Source organism: Actinomycetospora aurantiaca (genome assembly GCF_037401875.1).
Lineage (GTDB): Bacteria > Actinomycetota > Actinomycetes > Mycobacteriales > Pseudonocardiaceae > Actinomycetospora > Actinomycetospora aurantiaca.
The window spans coordinates 94215-107352 of sequence record NZ_JBBEGN010000015.1; the positions used below are offsets into that span (position 1 = coordinate 94215).

12 protein-coding genes are annotated in these 13138 nt (G+C 74.6%); 3 read left to right on the forward strand and 9 right to left on the reverse strand.

The features are described 5' to 3' along the window. Positions 1-24: 24 nt before the first annotated feature. A complete protein-coding gene (locus WCD74_RS23315) occupies positions 25-1278 on the forward strand; it encodes a nucleotide disphospho-sugar-binding domain-containing protein (RefSeq protein ID WP_337697284.1) in 1254 nt (417 codons plus the stop codon). Position 1279: 1 nt separating this feature from the next. On the opposite strand, the gene WCD74_RS23320 is transcribed toward WCD74_RS23315, so the two are convergent. From WCD74_RS23320 to WCD74_RS23340, 5 genes are all read right to left on the reverse strand, one after another. Beyond that, the gene (locus tag WCD74_RS23320) at positions 1280-2104 is read right to left on the reverse strand and encodes an AfsR/SARP family transcriptional regulator (protein ID WP_337697285.1); all 825 of its coding nucleotides are present in this window, start codon (positions 2102-2104) and stop codon (positions 1280-1282) included. A 70-nt stretch (positions 2105-2174) separates the two neighbouring features. After that, entirely contained in the window at positions 2175-3266 is a 1092-nt protein-coding gene (locus WCD74_RS23325) for an acyl-CoA dehydrogenase family protein (RefSeq protein WP_337697286.1), read from the reverse strand. A gap of 58 nt (positions 3267-3324) precedes the next feature. After that, a complete protein-coding gene (locus WCD74_RS23330) occupies positions 3325-4944 on the reverse strand; it encodes an AMP-binding protein (RefSeq protein WP_337697287.1) in 1620 nt (539 codons plus the stop codon). Beyond that, positions 4941-6956, reverse strand: coding sequence for an SDR family oxidoreductase (locus WCD74_RS23335; protein WP_337697288.1), 2016 nt, complete (start codon positions 6954-6956; stop codon positions 4941-4943). Before WCD74_RS23335 ends, WCD74_RS23330 begins: the two co-directional genes overlap by 4 nt. Before the next feature lie 110 nt (positions 6957-7066). Continuing rightward, positions 7067-7975 (reverse strand): AraC-like ligand-binding domain-containing protein, encoded by a 909-nt coding sequence (locus tag WCD74_RS23340; protein WP_337697289.1) that lies wholly within the window; start codon positions 7973-7975, stop codon positions 7067-7069. 84 nt (positions 7976-8059) lie between these two features. On the opposite strand from WCD74_RS23340, the gene WCD74_RS23345 reads away from it, so the two are divergent. Continuing rightward, on the forward strand, positions 8060-9235 hold the full coding sequence (locus WCD74_RS23345; RefSeq protein ID WP_337697290.1) for an acyl-CoA dehydrogenase family protein: 1176 nt from the start codon (positions 8060-8062) through the stop codon (positions 9233-9235). Between the two features lie 3 nt (positions 9236-9238). Here WCD74_RS23345 and WCD74_RS23350 read toward each other — a convergent pair whose 3' ends face one another. Next, the gene (locus WCD74_RS23350) at positions 9239-9433 is read right to left on the reverse strand and encodes a hypothetical protein (RefSeq protein ID WP_337697291.1); all 195 of its coding nucleotides are present in this window, start codon (positions 9431-9433) and stop codon (positions 9239-9241) included. A gap of 163 nt (positions 9434-9596) precedes the next feature. Between WCD74_RS23350 and ligD the strand changes: the two genes are divergently transcribed. Continuing rightward, positions 9597-10595, forward strand: coding sequence for a non-homologous end-joining DNA ligase (ligD, locus tag WCD74_RS23355; protein ID WP_337697292.1), 999 nt, complete (start codon positions 9597-9599; stop codon positions 10593-10595). Between the two features lie 17 nt (positions 10596-10612). On the opposite strand, the gene WCD74_RS23360 is transcribed toward ligD, so the two are convergent. From WCD74_RS23360 to WCD74_RS23370, 3 genes are all read right to left on the reverse strand, one after another. Continuing rightward, on the reverse strand, positions 10613-11485 hold the full coding sequence (locus WCD74_RS23360; protein WP_337697293.1) for a DUF1206 domain-containing protein: 873 nt from the start codon (positions 11483-11485) through the stop codon (positions 10613-10615). A gap of 179 nt (positions 11486-11664) precedes the next feature. Then, positions 11665-12081 carry a hypothetical protein gene (locus tag WCD74_RS23365; protein ID WP_337697294.1) on the reverse strand — a complete coding sequence of 139 codons (417 nt, stop codon included), beginning with the start codon at positions 12079-12081 and terminating at the stop codon, positions 11665-11667. Between the two features lie 73 nt (positions 12082-12154). Beyond that, complete coding sequence (locus WCD74_RS23370; RefSeq protein ID WP_337697295.1) at positions 12155-13105, reverse strand: glycosyltransferase family 9 protein; 951 nt, start codon at positions 13103-13105, stop codon at positions 12155-12157. Positions 13106-13138: the final 33 nt, after the last annotated feature.

Below are 13138 nucleotides of genomic sequence, written 5' to 3' on the forward strand. Positions count from 1 at the left end.
CACCGAGGAGGAGGGCCGCAGACCATGGCACGCATCCTGTGGATGACCATCCCCGCGCAGGGGCACATCACCCCGACGCTCGCCGTCGTCGAGGCCCTCGTCGGGCGCGGCCACGCGGTGAGCTACCTGAGCACCCCGTCGCACGCGGCCACCGTCGCCGCCGCCGGGGCGGAGCCGATCCTGTACGCCACCAGCTGGAGCGCCCGCGGCGCCGAGGGCGGCGACCAGCCGACCGACGTCGACGCGAGCGAGGTGGCCGCCTGGGCCCCGCTGGTCATGCTCACCGAGGCGGCCGCCCAGATCCCGGCCGCCCGGCGCCACCTCGACGAGACCGACGACGTCTCGCTGCTCGTCTACGACACCACCACCCGCGTGGTCGCGCGCTCCCTCGCGCACGCCCACGGCCTCGTCGGGGTCGAGGTGTTCCCCTCGTTCGCCTCCGCCCCCGGGTTCTCGCTCACCGAGCACCTGCCCGACCCGGACGACGACGGCGGGTCGGCGGTGTCGGTCGACCCGGGGCACCCGGCGCTCGTCGAGTTCCACCGGCTCGCCCGCGAGATCCTCACCGACGCCGGCGGCCCGGCGCGGACCCCCGAGGAGCTCGCCGAGCAGGCGGAGCAGCGCAGCGTCGTGTTCGTCCCGCGCCGCTTCCAGCCCGGCGCGGAGGCGTTCGACCCGAGCTTCCGGTTCGTCGGCCCCGCCCTCGACCGCTCCCGGCCCGGCGGTCGGCGCGGCGAGGCCACGTGGGCACCTCCCGCCGACGGGCGCCCGGTGGTCCTCCTGTCGTGGGGGACCGAGGAGCCGCGGGCCGACGCGGCCTTCCTGCGCGACCGGACCCGGGCGTTCGTCGACGCCGGTCGGTACCCCGTCGTCTCCACCGGCTCGGTCCCGCCGGAGGCCCTCGGCGACCTCGGCCCGCACGCCGAGGCCGCGCCCTCGGTCCCGCAGCCCGCGGTGCTCGCCGGGGCCTCGGCGTTCGTCACCCACGCCGGCATGGGCAGCACGATGGAGGGCCTGTTCCACCGCGTCCCGCTCGTCGCCACCCCGAAGACCCCCGAGCAGGCCGCGATCGCCCGCCGGATCGAGGAGCTGGGCCTCGGGACCACCCGGTCCTACGCCGGCTCCTCGCCCGCCGACCTGGTCGACGCCGTCGACGCCGTCACCGACGACCCGTCCGTGGCCGCCGCCCTGCGCCGCTTCCGCGACGACATCGACGACGCCGGTGGGCCGGGGCAGGCGGCCGACGACATCGAGGACCTCCTGCCGCTGTCGGTGTGACTCAGGACAGCACGGCGGGGCGGTCGGCGCTCTCGGCGGCGAGCCGGAGCCCGGCGAGGCGCGCCAGCTCCGCCGTCGAGCGGCCCGCCAGCACTGCGGAGTGCAGGGCGTCCACGTCCGCGGACAGGTCCATGCCGTGCCGGTCGCGGAAGGACCGCCGCGCCCGCCGGTAGGAGGCGGAGGCCTCCGGGCGGCACCCGAGGGCGGACTCGGCGAGCATCAGGACCGCCCAGTGGCGCTCCCGGTCCGGGTGCGCCTCGACGAGGGCCCGCAGCACGGGGAGCGCGGCGTCGGCGGTCCCCCGCTCGATCAGGCACTCCGCCAGGGCGAGCTGGGCCGACTGGCGGCGCTCGTCGAGGCGGGTGGCCTCGACGCGCAGCGCCGGCACGTCGAGCACGTCGGCGAACGCGCTGGTGCCCCGCCACAGCGCGAGGGCCTCGCGCAGCGTCGCGGCGGCGGCCCAGGGGTCGGCGACCGCCCGCTGGGCGGCGGCGGCCTCGAGCCCGCTCTCGAACCGCCGGGCGTCGACCGCCTCGGGGGGAGCGCTGAGCACGTAGCCGTTGCGGCCGGTGGAGAGCCACTCCCGGTCGGCCGGGCCGAGCACCGAGCGCACCCGCTGCACGTGCTCGCGCACCATGGTCCGCGCGGAACTCGGGGGCTCCTCGCCCCAGAGCGCGCCCACGATCCGGTCGGTGGCGACGAACTCGCCGCGCCCGACGAGCAGCATCGCCAGCAGCTGGGTCGTCTTGCGGGGGAGCTGCCGGGCGGGGCTCCCCGCGGCGTACACGACGGTCGCCCCCAGGAGGCCGAACCCGGTCGCCGTCATGCCGCGACCGTATGCAGACGTATGCGGTCCGTCAACAAATGTGAACGGCGCCTCCCGCGACCGTGCCCGGTCAGGAGCCCGAGAACGCCGCCAGCTGCGCCGCCCGCACGTCGTCGGTCTGGGCCTGGACGAGGTGGAACATCGCCTCCCGCGACCAGCGCTGCTCGTGCGACGACGAGTACATCGCGGACCCGCCGCGGGCCGCGACGAGCCCGGCCGCCGCCCGGACGGTGAGCTCCGCGATCCGGCCGCGCAGCTCGAGGCGCTCGTCGACGAAGCGGTCGCGCTCCGGGGAGAACCGCAGCTCGTAGGCCCGCTCCCGCAGCGGCCACGCCGTCGATGCCAGGGCCCGGGCCTCCTCGACGGCGGCCGGGCGGTCGCGCTCGTGGCCGGTCCGCAGCGTCTCGTCGATGACCCGCAGGAGCAGGCCCAGGGTCGCGGGCTTCGTGTCCACCACGGTCCCCGCGTCGCGGCGCCGCCACTGGTCCACCGGCACCACCGCGGCCACCTCGGACGCGTCCACCGGCACGTCGTCCAGTGTCAGCCCGACCGTGCGCGTCCCGCCCATGACGGCGAGCGAGTACGGCTCGGACGCCCGCAGACCGCGCCGCTCGTGCGCGGGCAGCAGCGCGAACACCACCTCGCCGGAGTCGGCGACCCCCGCGATCAGCACGAGGTCGACCAGGCCCCAGCCGGTGCACCACTCCGCCCGACCCGAGAACCGCCACCCGGACCGGCCGTCGGGAACGGCCCGGATCGCCGGCGGACCCGGCCGGCGCAGGTGCGCCACGGCGATGCCGCCGAGCTCGTCGCCCCGGCAGAGCGCCTCGCGGTACTCCTCGGCGGCGGGGTGGGTCGAGTCCAGCGTCAGCTTCTGCGGCGTCCGGTGCTGGGTGAGTACGAACCACGTGGCGGCGTCGGCGCCCGCGAGGATCTCCTCGACCTCGGCGAGCGTGCGCTCGTCGCGGCCGAGCCCGCCCAGCTCGGCGGGCGCGGCGACGCCGTAGAGCCCCTGCGCGGCGAGCCAGCGCAGCAGGCACCGCTGCACGCCGACGGCGGGGTCGTCGCTGTCGGCGGCGTTCTCCAGCAGCATCTCGGCGGCCCCGCGCGCGAGCGCGAGCGGATCACTGCCGAGCGTCAGGTCCGGGGGGTGGACGCTCATGACCTCAGGGTCTCCAAGGGGAGCGGGGGAGTCGAGATCCGTTCTACCTGCCGGAACGTCACGAACCGAGCTCGGACTTGACCACCTTCCCGGTCTGGTTGCGCGGCAGCTCGTCGACGAACTCCACGTCGCGCGGGGACGCGAAGCGGGCCAGGTGGTTCTTGACGTGGTCGCGGACCTCGTCGGCGGACAGCTTCGCCCCGTCCTCGAGCACGAGGTACGCCGCGAGGCGCTGGCCGTACTCCTCGTCGTCGACCCCGACGACGGCGGCCTCCTTGACCCCGGACATGTCCCCGAGCAGGCCCTCGACCTCACCGGCGTGGATGTTCTCCCCGCCGGAGACGATCATGTCGTCGGCCCGGCCGGAGATGAACAGCAGGCCGTTCTGGTCGTAGTGCCCCAGGTCGCCGGTGCCGAGCATGTCGTCGACGACCTCGGTCTCGCCCCGCCCGCCGGTGTAGCCGGTGAACAGCATGTCGTTCCCGACGAAGATGCGGCCGGTCTCGCCGGCCGGGAGCTCCTCGTCGTCGTCACCCAGGATCTTCACGTCGGTGCCCGCCGGCGGGCGTCCCGCGGTCCCCGGCTCCTGACGCAGCTCCTCGGGCTTCGCGATCGAGGCCCACGAGACCTCGGTGGAGCCGTAGAGCATGTAGAGCTTCTCGCCGAAGGTGTCGAGGAACTCGGTCACCTTGTGCGGCGGCATCGCCGAGCCGGTCGCGGTCACCGTCTTCAGCGCGGAGGTGTCGTAGCGGGCGAGCACGTCCTCGTCGAGCTCGAGGATCTTCTGCAGCATCACCGGCACCGCGAACATCGACGTGCACCGGTGGATCGCGAGCTGGCGCAGCGCGTCCTCCGGGTCGAACTTCCGGCGCAGCACCAGCGTCGAACCCATCAGCGAGCCGATCTGGAAGGCCGCGAAGCCCCACGTGTGGAACAGCGGCGCCGACACCAGCGCGGGCTCGCGGGCGGTCAGCGGGATGCGCGAGAGGATCGCGTTGATCGGGCCGATGCCGTTGGGGGAGGGCCGCTCGGCGCCCTTCGGCGTGCCCGTGGTGCCCGAGGTGAGCACGATCGTCTTCCCCGTCGGCGGCTTCGTCGGCAGGTCCTTCGAGCCGTCGACGGCGATCAGGCCCTCGAGGGTGTCGTCGCCCCAGCAGCCGGAGCCCTCGTCCTGCCAGGCGCCGATGCGGGTGACCTTCGCGTCGACCTCGGAGAGCCGGTCGGCCAGGTCGGAGTCGACGACGATGCTCGTCAGCTCCTGCTCCTCGGCCACCGCCTTCATCTGCCCGGTCGACAGGCCGGTGTTCATCAGGACGACGTCCGCGCCGATCTTCGAGCACGCGATGATCGTCTCGACGGGCCCGCGGTGGTTGCGGCAGAGCACCGCGACCTTCGAGTCCGCCCCGATGCCACGGTCCGCCAGTGCCCGGGCGAGCCGGTCGGTGCGCTGCGCGAACTCGCCGTAGGTGACGGTGCCGCGGTCGTCGACGATGGCGATCTGGTCCGGGTGGCGGACGGCGCCGATCGCGTACGCGGTGGTCGGGGTGAAGCCGTACCGGTAGAGCGCGACCGGGAACCGCACGACCTTGTGCGGCGCGACCGGGGCCACCACCCCGGCCTGCAACAGCAGACGGACACCCGTCGCGAGCTCGGTCGGGGTACCGAAGGGTGTCCTCACCAGTGCACTCCAGGAAGCAGTCGGGCAAAGGCCTGTGCCCCGCGGGAGAGCGGACCGGTCTGCAGTGCGCGGTCCTCCCCGGGGGTCTTCTGGTCACTACCCTCACGCGCCGCCCGGGACTCCGGGAAGACGCGATAGGCGATGTGCATGACGACGTCGACCACCCGCGGGGCCAGGCTGGCCGACACCGCGCCGAGCGTGCCGAGGGCGGTCCCGACGTGCTTGGGCCGGTCGATCAGCGCGTTCACGACCATGTCCGCCGCCTCGTCGGGCGAGAGCGTCGGGAACGCGTCGTAGATCTTCGTGGGCGCGATCATGTCCGTGCGCACGAGCGGCATGTGCACCGTCGTGAACGTGACCCCGTCGCCGATCACCTCGGTGGCGACGATCCGGGCCCACGCGTCCAGCGCCGCCTTCGAGGCGACGTAGGCGGAGAACCGCGGGGGACCGGTCTGCACGCCGATCGAGGAGATGTCCACGACGTGGCCGAAGCGCCGCTCGATCATGTGCGGCAGCAGCGCGAGCGTCAGCCGGATCGCGCCGAAGTAGTTGATCGCCATGGTGCGCTCGAAGTCGTGGAACCGGTCGAGCTCCAGCTTCACCGAGCGGCGGATCGAGCGGCCGGCGTTGTTCACCAGCATGTCGATGCCGGTGTCCGGGCCGGCGTGGTCGGCGAGCATCGACTTCACCGTCGCGTCCACGGACTCGGCGTCGGTGATGTCGCAGGAGTAGGCGTGCGCCTGCCCGCCCTCGCGCTCGATCTCGGCCTTGACCTCGTCCAGCTCCTCCTGACGACGGGCCACGAGCAGCGGCACCCCGCCGCTGCGCGCGACGCGGATCGCGGTCGCGCGGCCGATGCCGCCGGACGCCCCGGTGATCACGACCCGGCGCCCGAGCAGGGGCGGCCCGGGACGCTGCCGCCGAGCGCGGTTGGGGTCGAGGTGCTCGCGCCAGAACCGCACCAGCGCCGGCGCGTAGTCGGCGAACTCCGGCGGACCGTCGCCGTCCAGGGCCTGCAGCGTCTGGTCCGCCGTGTAGACGCACGGGAACGTCAGGTGCGGCAGGACCTCGGGCGGGACGTCGAACTCGGCCAGCGCGATGTCACGGGCGGAACCGCCCGCCCCGGTGTCGGCGACCGACCCGGCGGCCCGGGTCAGGGCCTTCCCGACGGCGACCGGGAGGACGGGCACGAGCTTCGGCGCCCCGAGCGGGCCGGCGAGCGCGTTGTAGATCTCGGAGAGCGGCTGCGGGCGCGGGTTGACCAGGTGGAACGCGCGGCCGTCGGCGTCCGGGGCGTGCACCAGCCGGACCATCGCGTCCGCGACCCAGTCGACCGGGACGATGTTCGTGGCGCCCAGCTCCGGGGCGGGCACCCGCAGGAAGCCGGGCAACCGGCCGAGCGCGCTGATCGCGCCCATCAGGTAGTAGGGCCCGTCGATCTTGTCCATCTCGCCGGTCCGCGAGTCCCCGACGACGATCGCCGGCCGGTACACCCGCCACGCGATCGGGCTCTCGTCGCGGACGATCTTCTCGGCCGCGAACTTCGTCTCGTGGTACGGGTTGCCGAAGCTCTGCCCGAGGTCGAAGTCGTCCTCGGTGAACACGCCCTCGTGCTCCCCGGCGACCGCGACGCTGGAGACGTGGTGGATGCAGCGCGCCCCGATCTCGGCGGCGAGGAGCACGACGTGGCGTGTGCCGTCGACGTTCGCCGAGCGGTTCGCCTCCTCGTCCGCGGTGACGTCGTAGATCGCGCCGAGGTGCAGCACGTCGTCGACCTGGCCGGACAGGTCCGTGATCGTCCCGTCGTCGAGACCGAGGCGCTCTGCGCTCAGGTCGCCGGTGACCGGGATAAGCTTGTCGGCGCCGTCGAGGTCACGGGTCCGGCGCTTCAGCTTCTCGACCGACGCCTTCCGGACGAGCGCGTACACCGCCTCGCAGTCCTCGCGCTCGAGCAACCGGGCGAGCACGGCGCGCCCGAGGAACCCGGTACCGCCGGTAACGAGATAGCGCATGGCGCTGGATCGTGGCACGAGACACCCGAGCGCGCCACGGTGGATGCACCGTTCGTCGTCGACCGGCTACCGCCCGTGCCATCCGAGCTCGGACCGGTGCAACGGTCCGGTCACCGGAGCATCGCCCGACGGTAGGCGGTCGGTGTGCGCCCCGTGCGCGCGCGGACCAGCTGCCCGAAGCGTGTCGCGTTCCCGAGGCCCCACCGGCGGGCGATCGCGGACACCGGGGTGGCGGCCGCCGCCGGGTCGGCGAGGTCGGCCAGGCACCGGTCGAGCCGTCGGGCGCGGATCGTGCCGGCCGGGGTGCGGCCGTCCTCGGCGAGGACGGCGTGCAGGTGACGCGGGGAGACGAACAGGGCGGCGGCAGCCGAGCGTGGGGTCAGGTCGTCCTCGGCGAGGTGGGCCTCGACGTGCTCGTCGAACGCCGTGCGCAGTGCGTCGTGCGGGTCGTCGGGTCCGAGCAGCCCGCGGCGGGCGAGCTCGTCGTCGAACAGGGTCCGGGCGAGCTCGGCGGCCTGCTGCGCCGCCACCCCGGCCCGCCCGCCGGTGGAGGAGTCGAGGCCGGTCAGCAGGCCGGCCACGGCCGGGGCGAGCCCGTGGGCACCGCGCAGCGTCGTGGCGGTGAGCTCGGCCGGGCGCCGGTGGCCGCCCGGACCCGCCGTCGGGAACCGGAAGCAGAGGCTGCGGTAGCCCGGGCCCGCGACGATCTCGACCGGCCGGGCGGAGTCGTAGAACACCAGGTCGCCGGGTCCCACGCTCGCGGCCCGGCCGTCCTGGCGGAACTCGGCGCGCCCCTCGAGCTGCAGCGAGAGCAGCGTCTCCGACGCCGCGTCGGGCGCGATGTGCTCGCGGTCGCGCACGGCGACGTGCGGGTGGGCGACCATCGCGATGAGCGACGTGGGGCCGAGGCGGCGCCGGGTGACGCGGCCGCGGAAGCGCTCCGGGCGGGAGAAGGAGAAGTCGGCGGCCACGAGGGCGTCGGAGACCACGTCGGACCAGGCGGTCGCGTCGGCCTCCATGGGATCCACCTCGTGCGCCCGTCGGAGAGGTCCGTGCACTGTAGCGAGAGCGGTGAGACCCCGGCCACACCTAGCGTCGGACCCATGACCGAGCAGCTGACCCGTCCCGGCCTGCACGTGGGCGACGACTCCGAGATCCTCGCCCGCCTGGAGGCGCTCGACCCGCTGCTGCGCGACGAGGCCGACGCCGTCGAGACCGCCGGTCGGCTCACGCCGCGCGTGGTGGACGCCCTCGAGGGCGCCGGCGCCTTCGACATCGGCATGCCCGCCGAGCTCGGCGGCCCGGAGTTCACCCCGCGCCAGGTGATCCGGGCGATCGAGACCCTGGCCCGCGCGGACGCCTCGACCGGCTGGGTCGTCATGACGCTGCAGATGGTTGCCGGGACGACGGTCGCCTACCTGGGCGCCGACACGGTGGAGGGCATGGTGGGCTCGCACCGCGTCCTCGCGGCCGGACAGGGGACGCGGCCGGGCCGGGCGCGGGCGGTGGACGGCGGCTACCGCGTCTCCGGCTCGTGGCAGTTCGCCTCCGGGGTGCTGCACTGCAGCCACGTGCACACCGCCGCGGTGGTCGAGGCGACCGGCGAGGCGCTGGTGTTCACGCTCCCGCGCGAGGAGGCGACCCTCGTCGAGAACTGGGACGTCATGGGGCTGCGCGGCACCGGCAGCATCGACTACCACCTCGACGACGTGTTCGTCCCCGCCGAGCGGGCCTACGTCGCGACCACCACCGAGCCGCTGGTCGGCGGCGCGGTCTACCGCTGCGGGCTCGCGAACATGGCGGGCATCTGCCACGCCGGGTGGGCGCTCGGGGTCGGACGGCGGCTGCTGGACGAGATGTCCGCGCTCGCCGTCGCGAAGAGCGGGACGTACAAGGCGGGCGTTGACACCGCGGAGTTCCACGCCGCGTACGCGCGGGCCGAGGCCACGCTCCGGGCCGCCCGCGCGTGGACCATGGAGGTCTGGGCGGACAACGAGGCGACCCTCGCGACCGGGTCCGCGCTGACCACCGACCAGGAGACCCTGACCCGCCTGGCGCTCGCCACGACGACCGAGGCGGCGCTCGAGGTCGGGCAGACCGTGTACCGCTGGGCGGGCACCGCCGCGCTGCGCTCGGGCCCGCTCAACCGCGTGTTCCGCGACCTGCACGGCGGGACCCAGCACGTGACCTCGGCACCCGCCGTCGTGCAGGGGACCGGGAAGCGCCTCGCGGGGCTCGCCCCGGACGCGCGGTGGGTGTTCCTCGACCTGGTGGGGTGAGCGTCAGCGGTCCTCGTCGGCCATCTTCTCGACGTGGTCCTCGGCCTCGCCGTCCTTCGCGACCGCCTCGATCCGGTCCTTCGTCTGCTTCTCGTCGGGGCGGTCCGGGTCGAGACCGGTCAGCGCCTCCTCGGTGCCCTCGTACTCGTTCACGTACTGCTGCTCGAGGTCGGCGGCGCGCTGCGAGGGGTCGGTCATGAGGCCGGATTCTGGTTCCTGACGGCGGGTGGCGCAGGTCGGGTGATCGGGTCACCTCCCGGGGGGTCAGCGATGGCGCATCGCTGACGTCAGGTGTGCGAACGGCGCCACTCACACGGGGCGGGGCTCGCTCTCCGGCCGGCCGACGGGGTAGGGAGTCGGTGTGGTCGACCTCGCGAACCTCCCGCCCGAGCAGGTGCGGGCCCTGCGGCGTGCGCCCGACGCCGGGTTCCGTCCGCCGATGCTCGCGACCCTCTCGAAGCCGACCGACCCGCCGCCCCTGCGGGAGGGCTGGTCGTTCGAGCGCAAGCTGGACGGGGTGCGGGTGATCGCCACCCGGGAGCGGGGCGAGCGGCCGAGGTTGTGGAGCCGCAACCACAAGCCGGCGGACGCGAGCTACCCGGAGGTCGTGGACGCCCTGGACGCGGCGGGGCCGGACCGGTTCGTGCTCGACGGGGAGATCGTCGCCGCGGACGGGCGGTTCGGGTCGTTGCAGGCGCGGATGCACCTGTCCGACGAGCGGCGGGCCCGCGCGACCGGCGTGGCGATCGAGTGCCACCTGTTCGACCTGCTCGTGCTCGACGACCTCGACGTCAGCCGCCTGCCGCTGCGGACCCGCCGTGCGCTGCTGGAGACGGTCGTACGGCCGGAGCCGCCGGTGCTGGTGATCAGCCCGGTCCTCGACGGCGACCCGCTGCGGCTGCGGGACGACGCGTGCGCGGACGGCTGGGAGGGGCTGATCGCGAAGCGGCTGGACGCCCCCTACGCCGAGGGCCGCAACCACGACTGGCTCAAGCTCAAGTGCGTCCGCGACCAGGAGTTCGTCATCGGCGGGTGGACCGACCCGGCGGGCTCGCGGTCCGTGCTGGGGGCGCTGCTGGTCGGCTACTACCAGGGGGGCGAGCTGCGGTACGCCGGGAAGGTCGGCACCGGGTTCGACGACGCGGCGCTGCGCCTGCTGCGCTCCCGGCTCGACCCGCTCGCCACGGACACCGACCCGTTCGCCGACGCCCCCCGCGAGCGCGGCCGGCACTCCGTGCGCCCGGAGCTGGTGTGCCAGGTCGGGTTCGGCGAGTGGACCTCCGACGGCCGCCTGCGCCATCCCCGGTACCAGGGGCTCCGGGAGGACAAGGACCCGCGGGAGGTCGTGCGGGAGACCTGAGGAGGCGAAGCCACCTCCTAGGGGTGCCGGGAGTACGCGTCCATCACGCAGTAGACGAAGTAGGCCGCGAAGCCCAGGGCGGCGATGACGAACACCGCGGCGCCCACCGTGTACGAGGCCATGGTCCGCAGGGCGATGTCGACCCCGCCGATCGCGTCGGGGTCGTCGTCGATGGCCGCCCCCGTCGTCAGGATCCCGATCACGCCGAAGGTCACCGCGCGCGTGAGGTTCCCGACCGACCCCGTCACCAGCGTCAGCGTCCGCCGATGGCCCGGCAGCTTGGCCTCCACCAGGTCGCCCATGAACGTCGCGCGCACGCCGGTGTAGGTCATCGAGAAGAACATCCCGACCGCCACCAGCCCGACGGCCGCGACCAGCCACCGCCCGCCCGGGTACTCGAACACCTCGCGCACGAGGGTCTGGAAGGCGTTGCGGCGACCCTGGAGGCGGGTCGCGAACTCGGCGGCGAGGTAGGCGACCGACAGCACGCCGAGGGCCTTGGCCGCGGCCCCGAGCCGCTTGCGCCACCGCTCCTCGGGGCGTGCCCAGCGGAACCCGACGGCGGCCGCCCGGATCTGCCAGAACGCGAAGAACACGAGCGCGATCGCGGCGGCCGCGAGCAGCCAACGACCGAAGAACCCACCGCCGGCGGCCACGAGCGCGACGGCGCCGCGCGGGTCGGCGTACCCGCCCTCGCCCGACGTCGAGCGCGGTCCCAGGGCGGCGACCCGGACGGCGAGCAGCGCGATCCCGAGGTGCACCAGACCGTAGGCGACCAGCCCGACCCGCCCGATCGACTCCACCCAGGCGGGGGCGTCGCGGAGGTCGTCGTCGCGAGTCCGGTCGAGCACGGGCCCGTCGTCCACCGTGGAGGCGGGCACGATGCTCATGGCGTCAGTGGTACCCGCGTGCCGTCGATCTGTCCCTGTGGGCACCCTGTGAGCTGTCGCGCACGATCCGGTGGACCACGACGAGCGCCCCATCCCCGGAGGTCCCGGGGACGGGGCGCGGACCCGGCCTGGTGCTGCTCGACCCGCCGGGGTCGTGCCGTGAGGTCGTGCCGCGGGGGCTACAGCCCGCCGAGGCCCGACCCGAGCACCGCACCCAGCGGCGCGGTGAGCAGGTCGAGCGGGGAACCGGAGCCCTGCTGGGCGGCGGCCTGCTCGGAGTCCATGCCGGCACCGGTCAGGTCGTCCGTGCCCTGCTGGTCCTCGGAGCCCTCCTCGGTGCCTTCCTCCGAGCCCTCCTGCTGCTCGCCGGAGCCCTGCTGCTCGTCCGACGACTGCTCCTCGTCGGAGCCCTGCTGGTCCTGCTGCGCCTGCTGGTCCGAGCCCTGGTCGATCGACTCGGTCGTGGTGTCGTCCTGCGTGGGGGCCGCCGACGCGGTGCCCGCGCCGAGCGCCGCCGTCGCGGCGCCGAGGACGAGGACGCCGGCGGCGCGGCGACGCCACGTGGTGGTGCTGTCCTGGTCGAGGTGCTGGGTCATGCGCTTCTCCGTTCCGGTGGGGAGCATCCGGGTGGTCGAGCGCCAGCAACCTAACAGAGTAGTCACGGTCAGATCACAGAACGGTCACGGCCGCGTCGAGGACGTCGTCGATCCCGACGGCGAGCAGGGCCGGGTCGGGCTCGTCGGCGAACCGTTCCCCGCGCCGCACGGACGCGTCCGTGAGCGTCACGTGCCGCGGGTCGGCAGGCGGACCCCACTGCTCCGGCCCGACCGGCCCGAACAGCGTCACCGACGGCGTCCCGTACGCCGTCGCGACGTGTGCGATCCCGGTGTCCCCCGCGATCACGAGCCGGGCGTGCGCGACGAGCCGGCACAGCTCCCCGACCGACGTCCGTCCGGCCAGGTCACGGCCCGGCACCTGCGTGGTCAGCCCCGCCTCGTCCGGCCCGCCGGTGACCACCACCTCGTGCCCCCGCGCACCCAGCGCCCGCGCCACCGCGGCGAACCGCTCCACGGGCCAACGCTTCGACCCGAACGCCGCGCCGGGGTGGATCACCACGGCACCGTTCCCGACGGCAGGTGGGGTCGGTCCGGGCAGGCGGAGGTCGTCGGCCGCCGCGGCCGCCTCGTCGGCGGTGACGAGTCCGCAGGCGGCCAGCAGGTCGCACCAGCGGCGGCGTTCCGGGCGTGTCGGGTCGTCGGTCCACGGCGGGCCGTCCCAGCCGGGCGCGGCGTGCCCGATCCGGCGTGCCGACCCGTCGTCGGGAACGAGGGCGTCCAGCCGCGCGTGGCTCTGCGGGCCGCGGCCGTGCAGGTTCACCAGCGTGATTGGCGCCGTTCGCACATCTGACGTCAGCGATGGACCATCGCTGACACCGGAGGTGGCCGGGGGAGCCGGCGAGCGTGGCGCCCTGCTGACACTGGACGTCAGCCGTGTGCCACCGCTGACATCAGGCGGCGCCGGCACCACCGGGAACCCCGGCACGTCCGCCACCCACGCCGGGCCGTGCAGCACGAACCCCTCGTCCGGGAGGGCGCGGCGCAGCAATCGCAGGGCGGGCACGGCGACGAGGAGGTCGCCGAGCCCGAGGTCCCG